Annotated in this window: 11 protein-coding genes and 1 pseudogene; 6 read left to right on the forward strand and 6 right to left on the reverse strand. The window is 66.7% G+C overall.

The window, feature by feature from the left end; genetic code table 11:
* Window positions 1-574: 574 nt before the first annotated feature.
* A complete protein-coding gene (locus ASF25_RS08670) occupies window positions 575-10,690 on the reverse strand; it encodes an Ig-like domain-containing protein (protein WP_162239255.1) in 10,116 nt (3,371 codons plus the stop codon).
* Between the two features lie 453 nt (window positions 10,691-11,143).
* Between ASF25_RS08670 and ASF25_RS08675 the strand changes: the two genes are divergently transcribed.
* Both ASF25_RS08675 and ASF25_RS08680 read left to right on the forward strand, forming a co-directional pair.
* Window positions 11,144-12,913: a type I secretion system permease/ATPase gene (locus tag ASF25_RS08675; RefSeq protein WP_056304576.1), complete on the forward strand. Its 1,770-nt coding sequence runs from the start codon at window positions 11,144-11,146 to the stop codon at window positions 12,911-12,913.
* On the forward strand, window positions 12,910-14,280 hold the full coding sequence (locus ASF25_RS08680; RefSeq protein ID WP_082502551.1) for an HlyD family type I secretion periplasmic adaptor subunit: 1,371 nt from the start codon (window positions 12,910-12,912) through the stop codon (window positions 14,278-14,280). Before ASF25_RS08675 ends, ASF25_RS08680 begins: the two co-directional genes overlap by 4 nt.
* Before the next feature lie 207 nt (window positions 14,281-14,487).
* Here the strand turns inward: ASF25_RS08680 and ASF25_RS08685 are convergent, their stop codons facing one another.
* Window positions 14,488-14,922, reverse strand: a complete 435-nt coding sequence (locus ASF25_RS08685; RefSeq protein WP_156368916.1) for a helix-turn-helix transcriptional regulator — start codon at window positions 14,920-14,922, stop codon at window positions 14,488-14,490.
* 1,128 nt (window positions 14,923-16,050) lie between these two features.
* Between ASF25_RS08685 and ASF25_RS08690 the strand changes: the two genes are divergently transcribed.
* A complete protein-coding gene (locus tag ASF25_RS08690) occupies window positions 16,051-18,270 on the forward strand; it encodes an EAL domain-containing protein (RefSeq protein ID WP_162239256.1) in 2,220 nt (739 codons plus the stop codon).
* 69 nt (window positions 18,271-18,339) lie between these two features.
* Here the strand turns inward: ASF25_RS08690 and cynS are convergent, their stop codons facing one another.
* From cynS to ASF25_RS08710, 4 genes are all read right to left on the reverse strand, one after another.
* A complete protein-coding gene (cynS, locus tag ASF25_RS08695) occupies window positions 18,340-18,828 on the reverse strand; it encodes a cyanase (protein WP_056175899.1) in 489 nt (162 codons plus the stop codon).
* A 175-nt stretch (window positions 18,829-19,003) separates the two neighbouring features.
* Window positions 19,004-19,270 carry a hypothetical protein gene (locus tag ASF25_RS08700; RefSeq protein ID WP_056175897.1) on the reverse strand — a complete coding sequence of 89 codons (267 nt, stop codon included), beginning with the start codon at window positions 19,268-19,270 and terminating at the stop codon, window positions 19,004-19,006.
* 80 nt (window positions 19,271-19,350) lie between these two features.
* Complete coding sequence (locus ASF25_RS08705; RefSeq protein ID WP_056304361.1) at window positions 19,351-19,539, reverse strand: hypothetical protein; 189 nt, start codon at window positions 19,537-19,539, stop codon at window positions 19,351-19,353.
* 195 nt (window positions 19,540-19,734) lie between these two features.
* Window positions 19,735-20,334, reverse strand: coding sequence for a helix-turn-helix transcriptional regulator (locus tag ASF25_RS08710; protein ID WP_056304362.1), 600 nt, complete (start codon window positions 20,332-20,334; stop codon window positions 19,735-19,737).
* 41 nt (window positions 20,335-20,375) lie between these two features.
* On the opposite strand from ASF25_RS08710, the pseudogene ASF25_RS23550 reads away from it, so the two are divergent.
* The 3 genes and pseudogenes from ASF25_RS23550 to ASF25_RS08720 all read left to right on the forward strand — a co-directional run.
* A pseudogene (locus ASF25_RS23550) lies at window positions 20,376-20,519 on the forward strand (TonB-dependent receptor plug domain-containing protein); the annotation flags it as partial.
* Between the two features lie 154 nt (window positions 20,520-20,673).
* The gene (locus tag ASF25_RS22640; RefSeq protein WP_056304363.1) at window positions 20,674-20,979 is read left to right on the forward strand and encodes a hypothetical protein; all 306 of its coding nucleotides are present in this window, start codon (window positions 20,674-20,676) and stop codon (window positions 20,977-20,979) included.
* A gap of 639 nt (window positions 20,980-21,618) precedes the next feature.
* Window positions 21,619-23,946: a TonB-dependent siderophore receptor gene (locus tag ASF25_RS08720; protein ID WP_056304364.1), complete on the forward strand. Its 2,328-nt coding sequence runs from the start codon at window positions 21,619-21,621 to the stop codon at window positions 23,944-23,946.
* Window positions 23,947-23,954: the final 8 nt, after the last annotated feature.

The following is a 23,954-nucleotide window of genomic DNA, read 5'->3' on the forward strand; positions in this document are numbered from 1 at the left end:
CGAGACTATCGAACCCCCTCGAAAGCTCGCGTATTTCTTCGCTCTGGTCGCCGTTTGGCCTCAAGCCGAAGCGGCAGACCAGATCTCGTGCAGGCCACCGGTGTTGCGAAACCAGTAGACGCTCCGGCACGTGTCGAGGCCGAATTCTCCGAACGAGGTCGCGAGGTGCCGCACGATCCGAGAGGCTTCTCCCTCACTCTCGATTTCACAGGCCAGAACCTCCGGCATGCAACATTGGGCAGGATCGATTCGTCTGACAAAAATCGAATACGACATCAGCAAACTCCAGATCGCATGTTTCGATTTATGAAGTTAGAACCCTTGAATACGCGTCCCCATCTCAACGTCTGGTGGAACAACATGTGCCCGTCAAAGCCATAGGATAGTTAATACGGCCGTTAATTATTGCAGTTTAAGCGATATTTTTGCTTATCGTGCTCGCATTGAGCATTTTATCCATTTACCTGCTTTGGATTCGCTGCCTTGAAGACTGATCGACAGCGATGGTTCGAATGGCACCCGGCAGCGGCTCGGCGATGGACCTATCACCGAGCCGTTGGGGATGATTCTCCGATCAACCCGGCAAACGTCCCTCCTTCATCCCGTAATCGAGGAAATGTTGGAGCGGATCGATATTGGCGGCCACCACGTCAGGGTTGTTTTCGAGATAGGCGTTGGTGTCGAAAGCCGGGCCGGGGTTGCGCCCCTCGCGCCAGCCGAACTCCTCGTAGTGAAGGAGGGGATTGAGGCCCGCCTCCGCCACGTCCGTGTAGGCGGTGAGATAGGCGCCCGGGTCGAACAGGGCGTTCGGAGCGCGCCCCTCGTCGGCGCCGTAGTTCAGGTAATGCCGGAAGGCGTAGTCCGACGGGGTGACGGTCAGGGGCGCAGCCGCGGCCGCCGCTGCGGCAACGTCGGGGTTCTGTGTGAGGTAGAATCCTGGATCGAAGGCCCCGGTATGGCCGCGGTCGTTCTCCCCCTCCTGAACGTTCCGGCCCTCGCCGCGCCCGTACTGGAAGTAATGCTCCAGGGCGTTGTCACCGTGCGCCGCCACATCCGGGTTGAGGGAGAGGTAGGCATCCGCCGAGAAATGCGCGCTGGGGCTGCGCCCTTCCCGCTCGCCGTACGTAACGTAGTGTTCGAGGGGGTTCAGGCCGGCGGCCGCGACATCCGCGTTGGTGCCGAGGTATTCGAGGGTCGAGAAGTAGGCGTTGGGGTCTCGCCCCTCCTGCCAGCCATACGTGGCGTAATGGGTGTCGGCGTCCATCTTCGCCGCCCAGACATCGAGGTTGTGCGACAGGTACCAGACGTCGTCCACCACTCCGTGCCCATCGTTCTGCCGGATCGACCCGTCGGTGAAGGTCAAGGTCCCGATTCCATTCAGGTCGTGCTGGGTCCCGTCGGGGGCCGTGAGAACCAGGGTTTCTCCCTTCAGGTCGACCCGCGCCTCGCTGAAGGCGAAGCCGAACGCGAGATTCTGTGGCGGAACCGCGCTGCCAAGGGAGACGGAAAGCCCCGCCGAAGTGGACAAGCCTTTCGCATCCGAGACCGTGTAGGTGAAGACTTCGGTGTACTGCCCGCCGGCACCGAGGTTGCTCGAACCGATGGCTTGGTAGCTGTAGCTGCCATCGGCCGCCATGTGCAGCGTCCCGTGCTCGCCGAGGATCGTGGTCGTACCGTCCGCCGGGACCGCCACGGTGATGCCGCTGGCAAACCGCACGGCGGTGACGTGCAGGCTGTCACCCGCGTTGGGGTCGGTATCGTTGGCGAGCACGTTGCCGATCACCGCAGCCGCGTGGGTCGCGGTCGCGATCCCATCCGAAACCGGTGTGGGCGCGAGGTTGCCGCCGTCCGTCGCATTCCCGCCACCGCTTCCCACCGGTCCGGCGTCGCGCGGATCGATGGTGAGGCCGTAGGGGATCGAGGCCGGACCGCGGTTGCCCGCCGCATCCGTCGCGCTGGCCGTGAAGGCGTAGGTTCCCTCCGGCAACGGCGGCAGTTCGACGCTCCAGAGACCGTCGGTTCCCGCGACCACCGTGGCCGTCCGGGGTCCGCCCTGCGTCTCATAGGCGATGAACACGGTGCTGCCGGGCTCGGCGGCGCCGAGAAGCGTCGGCGTCGTATCGGCGGTGACGCCGTTGCCGACGAGTCCCGTATCCTCGGTGAAGCCCGTGACCACCGGAGCGGCGGGGCCGACGGTGTCGAGGGTCACGGCGTTGCCGGTGGCCCGGGCTTCGTTCCCAGCGGCGTCGGTGGCGAGCATGGCGCTCGTCACCGGCCCATTCAGGCCCGTCAGGTCGACGGCGTAGCGTCCATCGGCGGTGACCCGGGTGGTGAGCGCGTGCGTCCCGTCCGTGAACGTCACCAGGGCGACCGCTCCGGCATCGAGGCCGGACACGGTGTAGGCCGTGTCGATAGCCTCTCGGGCGTTGATCACCCCGTCCGCAGTCGGCTCGATGCTGAGGGCGACGGCCGGGCCGGTATCCGCCACCGTGTCGACGACGACGGTGAAGGGCTGGCCGGCCTGCAGTACATTGCCCGCCGCGTCACGCCCTGCGGCGACCACGCTGTAGTTCCCATCGGCCAGATTCGGCAGCGGCGCCGTGAAGCTGCCGTCGGCACCGACCGGCACCGTGACGGTGCGGGGGCCGGTCCCGTCGGTGTAGGTCACCGTGACCAGGGCACCGGGCGTACCGGTTCCCGTCACGGTCGGCGTCGGATCGCTGGTGATGCCGTCGCCGGGAACACCCGTGTCGGGCTGGAGGCCGACGACCACCGGGGCGACGACGGAGGGCGGAGCGTTCTGACCGGGCTCCGTGCCCGTGCCGGGAGGCACGATCGGGGGAGTCGTCGGATCTTGGGGATTGGGGTCTTGAGGATTCGGATTCTGCGGGTTGGGGTTCTGGGGGTTTGTGCCGGTCTGACCGATGACGAGGCCGTTGCCGCTGCCCGATGCGGTGTTGCCGGCGGTATCGGAGACCGCGAAGGTGGAGGTGACGGTTCCGGTCAGTCCCGACAGGTCGGCTTGATAGGTGCCGTCCGCCCCGGCGTTGACCCGCACCGTATTCGACCCGTCGGTGAAGGTGACCAGGGCGGAGGAGCCGGCGTCGAGGCCCGCGACCGTGAATCCTACGGCCGCCGCCTGGGCCGGGGTCAGGCTACCGCCCGCTGGGCCGTTCACGCTGAGCGACACGGCCGGCACCGCATCCGCGATGGTGTCGATGGTCAGAGCCAGGGGCACGGACGTTCCGGAGGGAACGTTCGCGGCCGTGACCGCCGACGCCGTGAAGCTGTAGCTGCCATCGGTCAGGGTTGGGATCGCGAGGGTCCATTGACCGGTGCCGTCCACCGGACCGGTCACGGATTTCGGCACGCCGGCCTCGACGTAGACGACCGTGACGGTGCCACCCGGCGCGGCGGTCCCCGAGAGGATCGGGGTGGTGTCGCGCGTGATGCCGTCGCCGGGGATGCCGCTATCCACGTCATAGCCGGTGATGAAGGTCGGCGCCGGTGGCGGGGTGGCGCCGATCGCCACCGATCGCGACGTCGCCGACAGGGTGGCGCCGTTGCCGAACCCGTCCGCGATGTCCGAAGTGCCGGCGAGGCCGAGCGACAGGGTACCGGTGCCGGTCACGTCCAGCACCGACACCACATAGGTGCCGCCGGTGCCGCTGACGGAGACGATCCGCCCCGCCGCGGTCCCGGTGCTCGCGAGGACGAAGTCGTCCAGGGTCACGTCGAGGACCGTTTCCGGGAAGGTCACCGTGTAGGTGAACCCGGTGGCGCCGGTGTCCGTCGGCGTGGACGGAATGGCGGTCCCGATCGGAGCGACCGCGTCGACGACCACCGCGGTGCCGTCACGGGTGATCGAGTTCCCGGCGGCGTCCTGAATGGCCAGGACGGAGGAAACCGGACCGGCGAAGCTCGACAGGTCCACGGTGTAGGTCCCGTTGCGGACATCCATGACCGTCAGACCATGGGTGACGTCGCGGAACGTCACCGTTCCCATGGCGTCCGGGTCGAGGCCCGCCACGGTGAAGGCCACGGTTCCGGCCTCGGCGGCATCGATCCTCTGATCTCCGCCGGGATCCACGGACAGGGTCGCGACGGCACCACCATCGGCGGTGGTGTCGATGGTCAGGGGAAGCGGCGCCGACGTCCCGATGGGGGCGCCGTTCGCATCGGCGAGGCTCGCCACGAACGCGTGGGCGCCGTCCGACTGGGTCGGGAGCGTGACGCTCCAGGTGCCGTTCGCCGCGACCGTCGCCTGCACGGACGGTGATCCGGGCGACGCCGTATCGGTGATGGTGACGGTCCCGTTCGCCAAGCCAATACCCGACAGGGTGGGAGCCTGGTCGGACGTGACGCCATCGCCCTGCACGCCGGTGTCGACGGTGTAGCCGGTGATGACCGGCTGGACCGGAGCGACGCCGGTGACGAGGCGGGTGGCCGGTACCAGGGTGGCGAGGTTGCCGGCGAGATCGGCGATGTCGGAGTCGGATGCCAGGCCGAGGGTCAGCAGCCCGGTTCCCTGGATGCCCGCCACCGTGACCACGTAGCTTGCACCGGAGCCCGTCACCGACGTGATCTCGCCGGTGAGACCGGGGGGGCCGGACAGGGCGAAATCACCTGCCGTGACGTTCGCGACGGCCTCCGAGAAGGTCACCGCGTAGGTGAAGCTCGCCACCGTGACGCCGCCGGAAGGATCGCCCACGGCCGTGCCCTGCGGAGCCACCACGTCCACGGTCAGACCCGCCGGCAGGGCGAGATTTGCCCTAGTGGAATTGTCGGCGACATCGGCCAGAACCACCTCCGCCGTGATGGAACCGGACAGGGTCGAGAGATTGGCCGTGTAAGTCCCGTTGGCGGCGATCGGAACCGTGACGGTGGTCCGGCCGTCTGTAAACAGGATGCTTCCCGATGATCCGGTGTCGAGGCCCGTGAGTTCGAAGGTCACGGCACCGGCCTCGTTTGCGCCGAGGCGGGTATCGCCGGAGGCGAACTGCACGGCCACCAGGGGGACCACGTCCGCGGTCGTGTCGATGGTGAGGGCGAACGGCGCCGTGCTGGCGCTCGGCAGGCCGCTGGGACCCGTGGCCGACGCGGTCACCGTGTAGGCGCCGTCGACGAGGGTCGGCACCGTGACGCTCCAGACGCCGCCAGTGGCGATGGTCGGAATCGTCTGGACACCGCCCGGCCCGCTCACGGTGACCAGGACTGCGGCATTCGCCTCGGCCGTGCCGGTGAGGACCGGCGTGTTGTCGTAGGTGATCCCGTCCCCGGGCGTACCGGTGTCGGTGACCACGGCCGTGATGATGGGCAGAGCCGTCGGCGTGGTCTCGACCCGGATGGCGTTGCCCGCGATTGTCGCGGTGTTCGCCGCCGGATCGGTGACGATCAGGCTGGTGGCGACCGTTCCGTCGAAGCCGGACAGATCGACCATGAAGGTACCGTCGGCCGAGATCGGAACGTCCTTGACCAATGCGCCGAGGGCGAAGCGGACGATGGCCGTGCTGCCGACGTCGAGGCCGGCCACCGTGTAGGAGACCATGGTCGCCTCGGTCGCGTCGATCACGCCATCGGCGGTGGCGGACACGGCGAGGCTGACCTGCAAGCCCGCATCGGCGACGGTATCGATCACCAGGGGACGGCTGGCGGAGCTGCCGAGCACGTTGCCGAAGGCGTCCGTGAGGGTCGCCGTCAGCGCATAGGTGCCGTCGCCGAGGGACGGCAGCGGGACCGACCAGTCGCCGCTGCCATTGGCCCGCACGGTCACGCTGGCCGGCACGCCGGCCTGATCCGTATAGGTCAGCGTGATCGTACCGTTGGCCAGAGCGGTGCCGCTGACGACGGGGTCCGCATCGTTGGTGATGAAATCACCAGGCGCGCCGGAATCGGCCGTGATGGCGGCGATGACGGGCAGATCGCCCGGCTGGACCACCACGGGGACGTTGACGAGGTGCAGACCGGCCTGGGCCACGATGGCGGCGTTGCCGGCGAGATCCGCGATGTTGGACGAGCCCGCGAGCCCGAGGGCGAGGGACCCTGTCCCGGTGACATTGCCGACCGTGACCACATATGTGCCGTTGATCTCCGTCGCGGAAACGATCGTACCGGCCGCCGTCCCGGAGCCCGTGAGGACGAAATCGGTACGGTCGAGGTTCGCCACCGCCTCCGGGAAGGTGACCGTGTAGGTGAGGCTCGTGGCGCCGGCGGGGGCGGCCGGGTCGGCCACGATGATGGCCGCCGGAGCCACGGCATCGATGGTGATGGGGTCGAGCGGCAGGGTCGCACGGTTGCCGACAAGGTCGACCACGGAGACGCTCGCCGTCACGGTCCCGCCGAGGCCGGACAGGTCGACGGGCGGGAGCGGTCCATTGGTGAGGACGACGGACACGGTTCCGCCCTGCCCCGTGAAGGTGAGCGTCGCGGTGGCATCGCTATCGATGCCCGAGACGGTTCCGACGAGGGCTGCGGCCTCCGAAGCATTGAGAAGGCGGTCGGCCGGCAGATTCAGGGTGACGCTGAGGGGTGTCGCATCCCCGTCGGCCAGGAGGTCGATGGTCACGGGCAGGCCGACGGACGGGGCGCTGACGTTGCCGGCGGCGTCCTGTGCGGTCGCGGTCAGGCTCACGGTCCCGGCGCCGAGGGCCGTGGTCACCGGGATGCGCCAGTTGCCGCTGGTGTCGACCTCCGCCGTCAGGGTTTGTCCACCGACCACCACGGTGACGATGGACCCGGCTTCGCCGGTGCCGACGAGGATCGGGGTCTGATCGTTCGTCGCCGTCACCGCGACGGGCCCGGCGGAGGCGAAGCCCTGGATCGTCGGGACGGTCGGCAGCACCGTGTCGAAGATCGCGCCCGGCCCGACGAGAATTTCGGGTATGCCGTTCTGGACCGTATAGGTGAGGCTCGAGGTCACGAGGCCGTCGAGGGCCGACAGATCGAGGGTACCGCCCCCGTTGACGAGCGGGACCACGGCTTGCGTTCCGTCCGCGTCCGTGAAGGTCACCGACAGGACGGCGCCGGGGGGCAGACCGCCGAGGGTATAGGACAGGCCCGCCGCATCCGCTCGGTTGATGATGTTGCCGTCGAAATCGATGGCGAGGGTGAAGGGGAGAGCCGTCGGCGTGTCGATGGTGACGACCTTCGGCGCAGTGGGAAGGCTGACATTGCCCGCGAGATCCTGGGCCGTCGCCGTGAAGGCGTAGCCGCCATTGGCGAGGGCGGTCGGCACCGTGGCCGTCCAGTTACCGGCCCCATCGACGGTGGCCGCGAGGATCCCGGTCGCTCCGCCGGGCCCCTGGTAGGTCACCGTGACGGTGCTTCCCGCCTCCGTGGTGCCGGACAGGGTCGGGGTGGTGTCCACCGTGAGGAAACCGTTCGGAACCCCACCACCGTCGCTCACCAGACCCGTGATGACGGGCCTCGGCGGTGGCACGAGATCGAGGGACACCGGGACGACTGGGAAAAGTGTCGCGAGGTTGCCGGCGGTGTCCACGATGTTCGCGTTGGCGGACAGGGCGAGGCCGAGGGTTCCGGCACCCGAGAGGTTGCCGACCACGATGGTGTAGCCGCCGGCTCCGTTCGCTGTTGCCTGGGTGACGGTGCCGACGATGGATCCGGTCCCGACGACCTGGAAGTCGGTGGTGTCGAGCCCCGTGACGGTCTCGGGGAAGGTCACGTCGAACGAGACCGTTGCGGCCGCCCGAGCGCCGAGGACAGCCGTGCCGACGGGGGCGATGAGGTCGATTGTCAGGGCCGGGCCCGTGAGGGGCGCGGTGTTGCCTACCGGATCGGTGAGCACGATCGACGAGGTGACCGGACCAACGAGGCCGGAGAGGTTAACCAGGGCGCTGCCGTTCGACCCCAGGGTGGCGGTGACCGTATTTGCGTTCGCATCCGTGAAGGTGACGGCGGCGATGGCGCCCGCATCGAGACCGCTCACCGCCACCGGCACGGCGGCGATCACGCCGGCTCCGACGGGCAGGCCCCCGTTGACGCCGAGGGTGAAGGGTGTGCCGGCATCGGCGGTGAGATCGATGGTGAGATTGGCGAGCGCCGGGATGGCGACGTTGCCCGCGGCATCGGTGGCGCTGACGGAAACGGCATAGGATCCGTCCGTCAGGGCCGTGCCCGCCCCCGCCGCCAGCGGCAGGGCGAAAGCGCCGTCGATCACGGCTGCGGTCGTGGTGAGAACCGCGGTGCCGGCGCCGTTGGTGATGGTCACCGTCACGGTGGCGCCGGCGGCGAGACCGGCCGCAGTCCCTTCGAGAACCACGCCGGCCGCGAGTTCGGCCTGGGAGAGGACGCCGTTCCCGGCGATGGGCTGGACGGACAGGACCGGCGCGGTGCGATCGAGGGTGAGGATGGGGCCGACGGGCGCGGACACGCCCGGCAGGGCGTTGCCGGCGGCATCGACGATCCCGGCGGGGTTGAAGGTGAGGCCGAGGGTGCCTTCGGCGGTGGCGGCCGGAACCGTGACCGTGTAGGTGCGCCCGCCATCCGCCGTCACGACGGTGGGAACGAGGCCCCCGGGGGTCGTGGTGACGGCCGTACCGGTGAGACCGAGATTGGCCGCGGTCAGGCCGGTGACGGCCTCGGAGAAGGTCAGGGTGAAATCGATCACCGTGTCCTTGGTCACCGCGGTGTCCGGTGAGGTGACGCTCAAGAGGGTGGGCCTCACGAGATCGACGGTGACCGCCTGGCTCAGGGCGGCGGAGGTGGCGCCGTCGGTCCGCTGGACGAGGACACTGACGTCGCCGGACGCCTGCAGGACCGGAATGATGCCCGAGAAGGTCGTGACGCCGTTCGCCGTCACGACCGTGGCACCCGTGAGCGGCGTCACGGTGCCGCCGAGACGGACGGCCAGGGTCTCGCCCGCGCCGAGCGGCCCCGCGAGGGTCCCGGTGACGGGGACGGTTCCGGCGGCGGCCTCCGCGATGTTGACCACGTTGTCGCCTGCCACCCGCACGGCGGTGACCGTCTGCACGGGCCCCGGCGCGACAAGGTTGTAGACGGAGCCGAGCACACCCGCGACCGGAATGCCGGTGCCGACCTGCAGGGTGCCGGTGGTGCCGCTCGCCAGGGCGAGATCCTGGCGGCCGTCGCCGTTGATGTCGAGGAGGGCTAGGGCGCCGAGGCCAGCCTGGGTCTCGAGGATGACCGGGGCGGAGAAGTTGCCGGCGCCGTCGCCGTAGACGACCCGCACATTGCCGTCCGCTCCGGCGTAGAGGATGTCCTGGCGACCGTCGCCGTTGGTGTCGCCGATGCGGATATCCGTGGCGGCTGCCCCGGCCTGAAGGGTCGTCTGGATCGCCCCGGCGGCGGAGCTGCCGCGAATCTCGAGGGTGCCGCCCGTGCCGGACGAGACGATCTCGGCCCGGCCGTCGCCATTGAGGTCGCCGGCCGCAAGGCCGCCGGCGCTGGCGCCGACGGTCAGGGTCGAGCGTGCGAAAGCGCCGCTGGCCGCCTGGGTGAGAACCGCGATCTGGGTGCCGTTGTCCGCCAGGGCCGCGAGATCGATGCGACCGTCTCCGTTGAAGTCGGCGGCCACGAAGGCATCGGGGCGGCCCCCGAAGGATTGTGCCGTCCCGGCGCTGAAGGTTCCGGTGCCGTTGTTCGTCAGCACGGTGGCGGTGCCGCCCGCGAGACCCTTCACGACGAGGTCGGCGTAGCCGTCGCCGTTGACGTCGGCGATCAAGGCGCCGTCCGCGTTCGCGGTCGCGCGGCTGGTGACCGTGAAGGTGCCGTCGGTGCCCTGCTTCAGGATCTGAACCGTACCATTGCCGGCGGTGACGATATCGGCGAGGCCATCGCCCGTGATGTCGCCCGTCGCGATGGTGTTCTGCCCCGCCGCGATGGTCACCGTCTGGGTCGCACCGAGCGAACCGGTGCCGGTGCCCCGCGTCACCACCACGGTGTTGTTGACGAGGAAGGCCGCATCCCCGAGCCCGTCGCCGTTGAAGTCGGCCGTCGCAGTCTCACGCGCCGGACCGATGTTGACCGGGGCGAGAAGAGCGAAATCGGCGCCGCGCAGGCCGTTGCCGGCAAGGTCCGTCACGCCCGAGAGATTCGACGGATTGAGCGCGAGACCCAGGGTGCCGGCGCGCCGATCGAGGCTGACGCCGTCGAGGCCGAGGCCGACGCTGACGATGTAAGTGTTGGGGCTCAGGGTCGGCAGCAGGGTGACGAGGTGGATGCCCGGCAGCGTTCCCGTCGCCTGGAAAAGGTTGGCCGTGAGGCCGAGCACAGGCTCCGAGAAGGTCACCTCGTAGCGCAGCACACCGACGAGATCGAGAAGACCCAGGGGATCGAGGGTATCGAGCTGGTTGACCGAGACGATGGTCGGTCCGGTGGTGTCGACGCGGACGGGAAGCGCCAACGACGTCGTCGTCGTGGTGATGCCGAGCAGGGTCGCGCTCTGGGTTGCACGCAGGTTGTGCGTGCCCTCCGACAGGTTGAGGCGCACGGACGAGAGTGAGGTGCCGAGGAGTCCCGCCGGGACGGTCGCGAGGATCTCGCCGGTCCCGGGGGTGCCGCTGTTGTCGCGATCGTCGAAGATCGTGATCGGACCACCGAGGAGATTCAGGCCGACGATGCCGACATCGACGCCGTTGCGCCGGGTGAGCCCATCGAGCGGAAGGCCCGTATCGCTCGTCGGGGCGAGGACAAGTGCGAGGGTGCCGGCCATCTGCATTTCCCGTTTCTGAGGCACGTTCCCGCATGCGCCGCGGAGGGACCTCCGGGCGGGGATGACGATGCCTGATTGAACTTGGTGCGCGTCTCGGCGGGCGTCGAAGCATCTCCGGCCCGGTTGCATATATCAACCTACAGAAGAACAGTCCGGCCTCAAGCCCGATCCCGGCCTAAGCCATTATTTTTCCTGATTTTGCCGATCTGTACGCTACTCGTCCCAATTATTGTGAATGAACGGTAAAGATCGGATTTTAACTGCCGATTGTGTTCGGATTTTCCGGTTCACGGGTCGGCATTTTAGGAATGTCTTAACAGTCGCCCGTTCGTCATGGTTGTGCGCATCCCTGCTCTAGGCGAATTAGCACAACCGAATTCGCTCAAATTAACGATATAGAGGCGAATGCATTCGCCATACTCCCGCATCATCACCATCGAGAGGCGATCTGGCATGCGAGCGGATCAAACATCCGAGTTGAGGCGAGCGCTCCTGCGCTGCCGACGTGCCTTCCTCGGCGTCGCGGTCATGAGCGGTGTCGTCAATGTCCTGTACCTGACGGGGTCGTTCTTCATGCTGGAGGTCTACGACCGTGTGATACCGGCTCGTTCCATTCCGACGCTCATCGGCCTCGGCGCCCTCGCCCTCGCCCTGTTCCTGTTCCAGGGGATTATCGAGCTCATCCGCGGACGGGTGCTCGCCCGGATCGGATGCTCCCTCGACGAGGCGGTCGCGCCCCGCGTGTTCGACGCGGTCGTGCGCTACCCGCTCAAGTCGCCGACCGGTGGCGACGGGTTGCTGCCGCTGCGGGATCTCGACCAGATCCGCAATTTCCTCTCGGGCCTCGGACCGACGGCGTTCTTCGATCTGCCCTGGCTGCCGGTCTACCTCGCGATCTGCTTCCTGTTCCATCCGCTCATCGGGCTCGCGGCTTTCGCCGGTGCTGTGATCCTGGCGGTGCTAACCCTGCTGACGGACCGGCTGACCCGGCAGCCGCAGCGCGAGGCCACCCGGCACGGCGCACGCCGCAACGAACTCTCGGATGCGGGGCGCCACAATGCGGAGGTGCTGCACGCCATGGGCATGCAACGGAACCTCGCACGGATCTGGAGCGAGGAGAGCAGATCCTACCTCAGCCGACAGCGCCGCGTCTCGGACATCGCCGGGGCGCTGGGCACCGCCTCGAAGGTGTTTCGCATGATCCTGCAGTCCGGGGTCCTGGCGCTCGGCGCTTATCTGGTGATCCAGGGCCAGGCCACGGGCGGCATCATCATCGCATCGTCGATCCTCGTCTCCCGGGCCCTGGCCCCGGCGGAGATCGCCATCGCCCATTGGAAGGGATTCGTCGCCGCCCAACAGGGATGGGCCCGACTCAACGAGATCCTGACCCGGTTCGCCCCGGAGGCCGGCACCCTCGAACTTCCCGCCCCGCGCGAGGCCTTGACCGTGGAGCAGGCCTGTCTCGTGCCGCCCGGCACCCAACGGGTGGTGGTTTCCGACATGAGCTTCGGACTGAAGGCCGGTCAGGGCGTCGGGATCATCGGCCCGAGCGCATCGGGCAAATCCACCCTCGCGCGTGCGCTGGTGGGCGTCTGGACCCCGGCCCGCGGTTCGATCCGCCTCGACAGCGCCACCCTAGATCAGTGGCACGCGGACAGCCTCGGCCGTCATATCGGCTACCTCCCGCAGGACGCCGAGCTCTTTGCCGGAACCATCGCGTCGAACATCGCCCGGCTGTCCCCCTCCCCCGATGCGGAGGCGGTGATCGCCGCCGCCCGCACGGCCGACGTGCACGATCTCATCCTGCGGATGCCGGAGGGCTACGAGACCCAGATCGGACCGAGCGGCGCGAACCTCTCTGCCGGCCAGCGCCAGCGGATCGGGCTGGCGCGCGCGCTCTACGGCAATCCGTTCCTCGTGGTCCTCGACGAACCCAATGCCAACCTCGACGAGCCGGGTGAGCTCGCTCTCACCCGCGCCATGCTCAGCGTGCGGCAGCGCGGCGGCATCGTCGTCGTCGTCGCCCACCGGCCGAGCGCCCTCGCGGCCGTCGATCTCCTCCTCGTCATGGAAGAGGGCCGGGCGCGAGCCTTCGGCCCCAAGGACGAGATCATGAAGCAGCTGATGCGCCCGACGGCCGTGCCGAGCGTCCGCGCATCGAAACGCCCCCCCGCGGTCCAGGCCGACCCCGCCCCGCAAGCGAACCTCAAGGCACGCGCATGACCTCCGCGATCCCCAATCCCACAATCCCCACTCCAGTGGTTCCGTCTCCCAGCGGGGCCGGTGCCCGGCCGTTCGACGCGGATCGATCCATCGGCGTCCACCTTCTCAGCGTTTCCGCTGTGATCTCCGTGCTGGTCTTCGGTGTCGGCGGATGGGCCACCTTCACCCCCATCCACGGAGCCGTCATGGCGTCGGGCCAACTCGTGGTCGAGAGCGACGTGAAGAAGGTCCAGCATCCGACCGGCGGCGTGGTCGGTACGATCCGAGTCCGCGACGGATCCCGGGTCACCGCCGGCGACATCCTCATCACCCTCGACGAGACCCAGATTCGGGCCAACCTCGACATCGTCCTCAAGGCCATGGACGAGCTGAGCGCCCGCCGGGCCCGGAACGAGGCCGAACGGGACGGGACCCCGCACATCCGGTTTCCCGACGAACTCGTCGCCCGCCGATCCGCGGACGCCGCCGTCGCCCAGCTCATCGACGGCGAGGTTCGCCTGTTCGAGACGCGGCGGTCGGGGCGCGAGGGCCAGAAGGCTCAGCTGGAGCAGCGGGTCCTCCAGATCCGGCAGGAGATCGGCGGCTTGACCGAACAGGCCGCCGCCAAGGCGCAGGAGATCACCCTCATCGGTGACGAACTCGTAGGCGTCCATGAGTTACGGGCGAAGAACCTCGTCGCCCTCTCGCGGGTGACGGCCCTGGAACGGGATGCTGCCCGTCTCAAGGGCGAGCGCGGTCAGCTCATCGCCGCGCAGGCTCAGGCACGGGGCAAGATCTCCGAGACGGAGCTGCAGATCCTGCAGATCGATCAGGACATGCGCGGCGAAGTCGGCAAGGAACTCGCCGACATTCGCGGGCGCTGGTCCGAGCTGGCGGAGAAGCGCGTCGCGGCCCTGGACCAGCTCAAACGCACCGACCTGCGCGCGCCGCAGGACGGCGTGGTGCATCAGATGACAGTGCACACCGTCGGCGGCCTGGTGGTCCCGAGCGAACCCGCGATGCTGATCGTGCCCGATGCCGACAGCCTCGCCGTCGAGGTGCGGATCCAGCCGCAGGAGATCGACAACGTCCATCTCGATCAGGAGGCCGTGCTGCGGTTTCCCGCCTTCAACCAGCGGGTCACACCCGAGATCGACGGTCTCGTGACCCGCATCTCGGCGGATGTGAGCCAGGACGTGAAAACCGGGGTCAGCTACTACACCACCCGGATCCGCGTGCCCGAGGCACAGCGTGAGCGCCTGGGCAAGGTGCGCCTCGTACCAGGCATGCCGGTGGAAGCCTACATCCAAACCGGCGAGCGCTCGGTCCTCTCGTATCTCCTCAAGCCGTTGGGGGATCAGGTCGCCAAGGCTTGGCGGGAACGCTGAACCGTGGCTTTCGTCCGGTCATGGTACTGAGGCGAGCCCGGGGGTTCGGCTCAGTACCGCGCCGCTTCGCCCCTTGGGCAACCGAGGGGCTCGCTGTCGGTTCTGAGAAACGGAGGGGGACTCGCAAGACGGGAGGGTGAAGCGGACCACGCTCGCCCCAGCGCACGCGTCCGTGACTTCGCGGCGGGCCGGACCGGCCTCAGTACGCTACCGTCCGGCTTCGATCTCGCAAATCACGCGGGCAAGCTCGGACAGGAGATAGCGTGCGCGCGGATCCCGGATCTTCTCGAACGAATCCCTGAAGATCTTATCCTCTGCATTGGCGCTCGAGCTCACGGGAGAAGCCAAAGCGCCCCGCTCGGCTGCGCTGTTCTCGGGCTTTCCATCGTAAAAGTAGCTGATATCGACACCCATCGTCTGAGCGATCTGGTGAAGCTTATCGGCCGCGATCCGGCTACGACCGCTTTCGTACTTCTGGACCTGCTGGAACGTCACGCCGAGCGCGTTACCGAGATTGGCTTGGCTCAGGCCAGCCGAACGCCGCAAGGATTTGATGCGGTGACCAATCTCACCTGCGGCAAACTCTTTGTTCGGTTCAGCCATAACGTCTTGCTCGATCTTGGTCTTTGTCACTGGCTTCACGAACGCCGTCCAGTTACCAGAAACCCATTCATCACGTTCTCCAAGCCTCGCACATGCCTGGAACTCTGATCCGCGGCGAGCTGTAAGGGAGAAACAGCGAAGCGCCAATCCAACCCGGGTTTCACATTAAGGTGTTCGCCAGCAGATACCCGATCATAGGTTAAATTCACCGATCGAACTTTTTGCCGCAAACTCACCATTATTGTCTTTGCTACATCCTCGCTCCAGATAATGCAAGCTTTGCGTGTATGGAGACTTGGTCGACGCTGAATACCAAGCCCACCGGCCATTCGATGTGCACGGACTTCGCCCGCCCAGGTATGACCGGCACTCCTACAGGCAAATAAGCCCGAAGGCCAGCATGCCACTCGGTCTGGAGTAAACTTCAAAATACTTAGGTAGCAATCAATCCTCAAGATAAACTTGGTTCAGGATGACCTGATGCTAAGATCAAGACAAATAACTTGAAATTTGGCTCGGGAAACAGCCATGATTTGGAGGGTATGGCAAACGGCGCCAGCGGTTGAGTTTATTTTTTTGCGATATTTCGAAAAGGTGTAAAATTATAATGGATTGGACGGAGCGGCCAATGCCCTGGACGGGCGCACAAGGCGCGTCGTTCTCACCCCTCCGTTGCAAATGCGCCGCCTGCCCGATGCAAGAGCCGTCGAACGTCCCGTGCTCCGCAGCAACATCCGCATCGGATTCGCGCCCTTTCGTGGCGTACGAGAAAGCTTGAAATAGTACATCTGGCGAATGCTACTGAGGCGACATGTATCGCCAGATGAATCGCTATCCACATCCCCGAACATTCTTCAACGGAAGGCTTGGATGTTGCCAGAGCCAACCAGCCGTGTTTCTGGTGCCCCTCCGGACCACGCGATGATCGAGATCGATCAGGCACTTAACCACGACCGCTCGGCCTGCCATCGGGGGTACGCGACGACCGCCCCGATGCTTGTAGCCTCACGATCTTAAGCACTTTCAAACCATAGTCGCAGATCAACTGAAAGGCGAGTTTCTCTTCCATAACTTCGCACTAACATCGATCAGGTTCGATCGAAGCTAGAAGTTCGCACTCAGGCTGCGTCCTGGTTGCAAGACACGCAAGACAGGAGCGCGATGTCCATGGTGCATCCCACCCACGAGCAGGAACGGTTGGACGCCCTGCATCGCCTGCGCATCCTCGGGTCCACGCCCGAGCCGCATCTCGACGCCGTGTGCCGCATCGCCTCCGACATGTTCGACGTGCCCATGGTCCTGGTGCTCCTCGTCGATGAGACGCGCGTCTGGTTCAAGGCCAAGTGGGGTGTCGACGGGGAGGGCATCGACCGAGAGGGTGCGTTCTGCGATCTGACGATCCAGAATCAAGCCGGTTCACCGCTGATCATTCACGATCTCACGGGAGATCCCCGATCCGCCGAAAGTCCGCTCGTGGCCGGGCCACCCAATGCCCGCTTCTATGCCGGCGTGCCGCTCGCCCTGGGTTCCGGGTTCAACCTCGGCACCTTCTGCATCATGGACTGTACGCCGAGGCCGGATTTCACCGAGCGACACGCGCGCCAACTCAGGGACCTGGCCCTCATCGTCGAAGCACACCTGCGCCTTCACGAGGCTCGGGTCGACGGTGAGGCGGACGCGGCCAGGCGCCTCAAGGCGGAGAGCGCCTTGCGGGATAGCGAGCAACGCTTCCGGCTCCTGGCCGAGACCACCACGGATGTGATCCTGTGGTCGGGGCTCGATACCACGCGTCTGTACGTCTCGCCCTCCATCCGGACGGTACTCGGTTACACGCCCGAGGAAATGCTGGGCACGAAACCCCTCGACTTCGTTCATCCCGACGATGCGGGGAACTTCAGCCGCGTCCTCGACGACCTCACCAGCGGCCGGGTGGAGCATGCCTCCACCTGCCAGCGCTACCGGCGCAAGGACGGGACGTGGGTGTTCATGGACGTGTCGCAGAGCCTCGCGCGCGATCCCATGACGGGCGCACCGGCCGGATACGTGACCTCCCTACGCGACATCACCGAGCGCAAGGCCGATGAACGGCGCATCGCCCATCTCGCCCTGCACGATCCCCTGACGGACCTGCCCAACCGAACCCTGTTCTGGGAACGTCTGGCGGAGGAGACCCGTTACGCGGCGCAGCACGGCACCCGGGTCGCCGTCCTCACCTGCGACCTCGATCGGTTCAAGCTCGTGAACGACACCCTCGGTCATCCCGCCGGAGACCACCTGCTGCAGATCATCGCCGCGCGCCTCCTCGCCGTCGTGCGCGAAACCGACACGGTGGCCCGCCTCGGCGGCGATGAATTCGCCATCATCCTGGGCCGGATCGAGACGCGGGACGATGCAAGCATCCTCGCAAGGCGCATCATCGAGGCGATCAACCGCCCCATCGGCTTCAACGGCCACAGCATGAGCGTCGGGGCCAGCATCGGCATCGCCCTCGAAAGTGGGGGCGCCCTCGATGCCGTGGCGCTGTTCAAGCGCTCGGATATGGCCCTGTATCAGGCGAAAGCCGCCGGGCGGAACACCCACCGCTTCCACGATCCGGCGGCCGATCCGGCGTCGACGCAGCCGGGTCCCCTCAAGGCGGAGATGAAGGGCGCGATGAAGCGGGGTGGCTTCCTGCTGAACTACCAGCCCATCGTAGACCTGGCGACGGGTACCATCGCGGGGTTCGAGGCCCTGATGCGGTGGCGCCATCCCCGCAGGGGCGAACTCGCGCCGAGCGAGTTCATTCCGCTGGCCGAGGAGAGCGGCCTCATCATCTCCCTCGGCGCCTGGGTCCTGAAGGAAGCCTGCCGGGAGGCGGCCGCGTGGCCCGACCACGTGCGGGTCGCGGTCAACGTCTCGGCGCTGCAATTCCAGCAGATCAGCATGGAAGAGACGGTCCTGCACGCCCTCGCGGCCTCGGGCCTGCCACCGCACCGCCTCGAACTCGAGATCACCGAGACGATCCTGATGCAGAAGACCGAAACGGTGAGCAGGACCATGCGGCGCCTGCGCAAACTCGGGGTCCGCATCGCCCTCGACGACTTTGGAACCGGGTATTCGAGCCTGAGCTACCTGCACAACTTCAGTTTCGACACCATCAAGATCGACCGGTCTTTCGTGGTCGGCATGTCGAATCCACGGACCGTCGCCATCACGCGCGCGATCGTGGCGCTGGCGGTGGATCTCGGAGCCCGGGTGACCGCCGAGGGCGTCGAGACGGAGGAGCAGTTGGCCTTCGTGCGGGCGGCGGGCTGCACCGATGTACAGGGTTTCCTGTTCCATCCGCCGCAACCGGCCAAGGATATCGCACGGTTGATCGAAGGCGGTCCGGTCCGGCTCGCCGCCTGACTGCGGTTGCGGGAGGCGTGCATCCGGTCGAACGCCCGGACCCCGCCTCTCGCTATCGAGTGCGCGATTTCAGCTTTCCTTGAACCCGTACTCGGGCACACCGTCCTCGTTGTCGTAATATTTGTAGGGCAGGAACTTACCCGAGAGATTCATCTTCACCCGGTCGCCCTTGTTGTTCGGCTCACGCTCCATGGTCATGTTGAAGTCGATGGCCGACATGATGCCGTCGCCGAAATCCTCCTGGATCAGCTCCTTCCAGGTGGTACCGTAAACCATCACCAGTTCGTAGAAGCGGTAGATCAGGGGGTCGGTGGGGGGCATCTGCGGAATCGAGCCGCGATACGGTGCCTCGTTGAGCATCCGCTCCTCGGCCTGGGTGAGGCCGAACAGGGCCGCCGCCTTCGCCGCCTGTGCCTTCGGCAGCTTCATCTGCCCCATGCACGCGGCAGTGATCAGGATCGGCGAAATGCCACCGATTTCGGCCTGAATATGCTTCCAGGTCCAGCCCTTCTCGCGCTTGATGTCGAGGAGCTTCTCGGTGAGGTCTTCACGCTTCATACTCGTCTCCAGATTGTCGCGGTCGCAGCGCCGCGAGGGGCGGCATCCATGCGCGCACCAACCTGTCATCAAGGGTCATGCCACCGCTCCCACGGCCCGAACGGGGTGGAACGGGTCACCGGACCGACCCCTGGACTCTCCGGTCAGGCGACGGCGCCTGCGACGGGTGCCCGTGTCAATGCACTTCCGTCGCGCGCTTGACCTTCTGCTCGCGCTTGTAGGCCGTGATCGCCGAAGCGCAGGCGGGCGTGAGCTTCTTGATGTTCTCCCGGAAGCAGGCCTCCACCTCAGGACCACCCGGCGCGTGGTCGCCGCAATGCTCGAGGTAATCCCCCGTACAGGACCGCTTGAGAACTTCGCGGATCGCCGAGGGATCCGCTTGCGCGACGGTCGGAACCAGAAGGGGACCGAGAACGAGAAGTGTCTTCGTGAGGCGAGCCATGGGCGGAAACATCCTATGCGAGACGATGGCACCAATCCGCCGGCCGGCAACGATCGATGAGTGAAACGGGACTGGCGGCTTCAGGCCTGAAGTACCGGGGCGCGATAGAAGGTGCCGCCGGTCTCATCGGTGAGTTCGACGACCCAGGTCCGCGGCGCATTGCGGCTCGGCGGCGCCGTCCAGCGGCAGGCCCGGGCCAGCCGATCGGCCAGTTGCATCGCGTCGGCGAGGAGCGAGGTTTCGAGGGTCTGGGGGGCACGCCAAACCATCGCGTCGGCGGATCTGATTTGGAGACGATACACGGGACACACTCCTCGGAACGCCGAGAAGCACAGGCCTGCCCAGCGGTGGAGAGGCTTCTTCTAGGGATCGGTCGGGAACGCAGCAATCGATTGGCGTTGCCTCAACGGTCCATTCTGATCGCGATACATCCCAAACATGCGGTCCGCCTTCGCGGAGACGGATTAGCGGACCTCGACGAACCAGCGCTTGAAGCTCGCTTTCGGCGAAGCATCCCGGGCAGGACCTGCACCAGCGACCACGATGCACAGGCGGAACTCGCCCGGCGTCATCCCGAACGCCTCCCGGAAACTGCGATTGGCGTGGCTCGCACTGGTGAAGCCGCTGGTCCAGGCGACCTCCCGGATGGAACGCACGTCGTCCCCACGGGACAGGGCCCGGCGCATCGGGTGGAGCCGGCGATGCCGCACCCGAGTCGCGAAGCCGCCGAGGGGCTCGAACATACGGTACAGCACGCTGCGCGACACACCCGTCCGCAACGCGATCAACTCGGCGGTGAGATCGAGGCGAGCGAGGTTTGCTTCGATGGAGCCGGGCATCTGGCTGCGCTTTGCTGCATCAAAAAGCGGCATGCCGCTCACGTTTCCAGCACTGACTCCCAGGGTCGTGCCAAGCAGGGCGTCTAAGGTCGCGGTGGCGGTCGCCTCCGTCCGGTCTCCCGTGGTCGCACCAGTGCGCGCCAGAGATTGTAGAAGATCCCGAAACAGGGCGTTCCCGCTCGCTGGCAGCACCAACCCGTGGAGATTGATGAACGGCGACACCATTCCGCGCACATCCGCGGCAGCTCCCCCGCGCCGCACGCGTCATGCGCAACACCGTCGCTCTGGAAGACGGCTTTCCCCTGATCCAGCCCGATGGCGTGTCGCGCCTCGACCCTGTCGATCCCCGCACCTCCGAACGCATCGACGTGTTCCGGGGGTCGCAATCGGCGCTGTTCGGCAACTATTCCACCGGCGGCGCCATCGCCCTGCGCACCCGGACGGGCCGCGAGATCGACGGCTACGAAGTCGGCACCGACCCCGGACAACCACTACGGGCTGGCGCGGCTCGGCTACGAGCAGGCCGGTGGCCCATTCAATGGGTTTGGAACGTTCGTCGAGGCCGTGGCCCAGGACGGGGCCTTCCGCGACAGCGCCGATCTGCTGACGACCCCCAGCGACATGATCCTCAACGCCGGCGTGCCTTACGCCGTCGATCTGCCCGGCCCGTATGCCAAGCGAGTCATCCTCTATCTCGCAGCCCGCAACCTCCTCGACCGCACCTACGCGGCCTCGGCCCAGAACCTCGCCAACAGCGTCGATCCCCGAACCTGCCTGCAGAACGCGGCCGCGGTGCTCGCCGCCACGCCCGGCTCTGTCCTCGCCGGTGCCCCACGCAACATCGTCAGCGGGATGAAGCTGGCGTTCTGAACGCGGTCGTCAGGACATCCCTCGGCATCGACGTGCCAGGTAGACCGACCGGTGAAATTCAGGGGCGCGGTGGGGGCGCGCAACGTTGGATGGTTATATGATCGAAACCACCTGCCGGTGAACTTCGCGTTCGGCCAATCAAGAGTTGTCCACCGCTGGCGTCACCTGGGCGATGCATAAATGCATCGGCGACACCGAAAACCGAGCCGATGACGATGTAGGGAAACCTCCGCCTTGAGGCGGGCGAGAGCTTTTTTTCTGGGCGAATACGCTCGTTCCAGTCACGAAACCGCCGTACCGGTCCCGGGCATATCGAGCCGACTCGGTGCAGGCCGCCGCACCGGGATCCGCTCTGGTATCGCGCGGACGCACGTTGCGCCGGCAGAACCGGCGCCCCCGTCGCAGCCGCCATTCAGAGGCCGCGCATGGAGGAGGGCATAGGCCCGGACGAGGCATGATTTTGTATTTTGGATTTGGAATAGATCCAGAACATAGCGCTTGCAGCGCTCGGCAGCCATGGCCAATGAAAAGAGTGCGCCGATGCCTCAAGTAGAACTATTCCAATCCGGCGCAGGCGTTCATCGAGTTCCAGTGCGAGTCAGAAATCCCGTGGATAACGTTCCTGCGAAGTCTTGCGAGATGCGGATGCAACCGAGCGGTCAACGCTTGATTGTCCTGGTGTTGCTTTCGAGCGTCGCCATGAGCGGCCTGTCCGCCGGCGGGGCTTCTGCTCAGCCCGCTGCCCAGACCGTGACGCTCGATACCCTGTCCGTCGAGGGGGTTGGCCGCGGGCCGGCCGTCGCCGGAACCGATCCGGGGGGCGCCCTCGGAGCCGTGCCGGGTTACGTCGCATCCCGCAGCGTGGTCGCCACGAAGACCGACACGCCGATCCTGGAGACGGCGCAATCGGTCTCGGTGATCGGGCGCAAGCAGATCGAGGACGCCAACGCGCTGACCATCAACCAAGCGCTGCGCTACACGCCCGGCGTCACCACGGAGCAACGCGGCGGAGCCGGCTCGACCCGCCTCGAACAGTTCCTCATTCGCGGCTTCAACGCTCCGGTCTTCCTCGACGGCATGGCGCTGCTCGGTGGGCGCGATGCCAACGCCAGTGTCGATCCCTACCGCTTGGAGCGCATCGACGTCATCAAGGGCCCGGCCTCGGTGCTCTACGGCCAGTCGGGTCCAGGCGGCATCGTCAACCTCGTCTCGAAGGTGCCGCGCTTCGTGGAGCACGGCGAGATCTTCGTGCAGGGCGGGGGATTCAACGAGGTCCGCGGCGGCGTCGATGTCGGCGGCCCGATCCATTCCGACGTGCCCGGTCTCGCCGACCAGTTCGCCTATCGCATCGTCGGCTTCGGCTGGAACGGCGACGGCCCCGTGGACACGACACGCGTCGAGCGTGTGCTGATCAACCCGAGCGTGACGTGGCGTCCGTCCTCCGACACCTCGCTGACCATCATCGGCAACTACCAGCGCGATCCGTTCTCGGGCTTCTACGGCGGCTTCCCGGCGGTCGGCACGGTGTTCCCGCGCAACTTCGGCAGCGGCGTCATCGGTCGCCTCCCCGTCAACTTCTATGACGGCGACCGCAACATCGAGCGCTCCGACCGCACCCAGGCCTCCATCGAGTACCTGTTCGACCACCGCGTGAACGAGAACCTCCGGTTCCACTCCGCCGGCCGGTACCTGCGCACGCAGGGCGACTACCGCAGCGTCTATAGCGCCTTCAGCCCACTCAACGGGCCCTTCGCGTCCGGCCCGCTGCTGCCGCGCGCGGTCATCGGCACACAGGTCGATGCCGAAGCCTACACCATGGACACCAACGCGGTGATGACCTTCGACACGGGCTTCATCGCCCATACGGCCTTGGTGGGCGTCGACCACCGTACCTTCAGCACCCGGACCCTCGGGACGCCGTTCCCGACGGCGCCGAGCCTCAACGCCCTCGCGCCGGACTACGCGATGAACATCGCGTTCCCGGCCTTCAACACCGCATCGCGTGTCGATGCGCAGCAGACCGGCGTCTACTTCCAGGACCAAGCGAAGTTCGACCGTCTCGTCCTCACGTTGGGCGGACGCTACGATGTCGCGAGCCAGACCGGTCCGACCCGGTCCTTCAACCTGGCGAACAACACCAGCACCCTGACCCTTCAGGATGCGCCGGCCGATGCCTTCACCTGGCGCGCGAGCCTGCTCTACCTGTTCGATTCGGGCGTCGCCCCGTACGTGTCCTACAGCCAGGCCTTCGAGCCCATCGTCTCGGGACGAGTCTTCGACCCCGCCTTCGGCACCGTCGGACGCATTCCCAACCCCCAGCTGAGCGATCAGTACGAGGCCGGCATCAAGTATCAGCCCCCCGGCACCGACATCCTGCTCACCGCGGCGGCCTTCGACATCCGCCAGTCGAACCGGACCACAGCCGACACGACCCTCGGCCGTCCCACCGGCTTCGTGCTGCAGACCGGGCAGGTCGGCGTGCAGGGCTTCGAGTTCGAGGCACGGGCGAACCTCGCCGAAGGTCTCAGCCTCATCGGCGGCTTCTCGGTTCTCGACGCCGTCAACGTGCGTGACGACGGAAGGACCCTGAACGACCTAACCCAGCAGAACGTGGCCCTCGAAGGCCGCCGTCCCGTACTGGTGCCGGACAAGACCGCCTCGCTGCTGGCCACCTACCGCTTCCTCGACGGACCGATGCTCGGCCTCGAGATCGGTGGCGGCGTGCGCTACCTCGGACCGTCCTGGGGCGACGCCGCCAACACCTTCAAGGTGCCCGAGAGCGTGCTGGTGGATGCGACGGCCTTCTACGACCTGAAGTATCTCGATCCCTCGCTCCAGGGCTTCTCCATGCAGGTCAACGCCACCAACCTCCTCGACGAGCGCTACGTCAGTGGGTGTAACGGCTACACGAGCTGCTATTACGGCCTGCCGCGCACGGTCTACGCGACCCTGCGCTACCGCTGGTAAGGTTCAGG

The organism is Methylobacterium sp. Leaf100, from assembly GCF_001422845.1.
GTDB lineage: Bacteria > Pseudomonadota > Alphaproteobacteria > Rhizobiales > Beijerinckiaceae > Methylobacterium.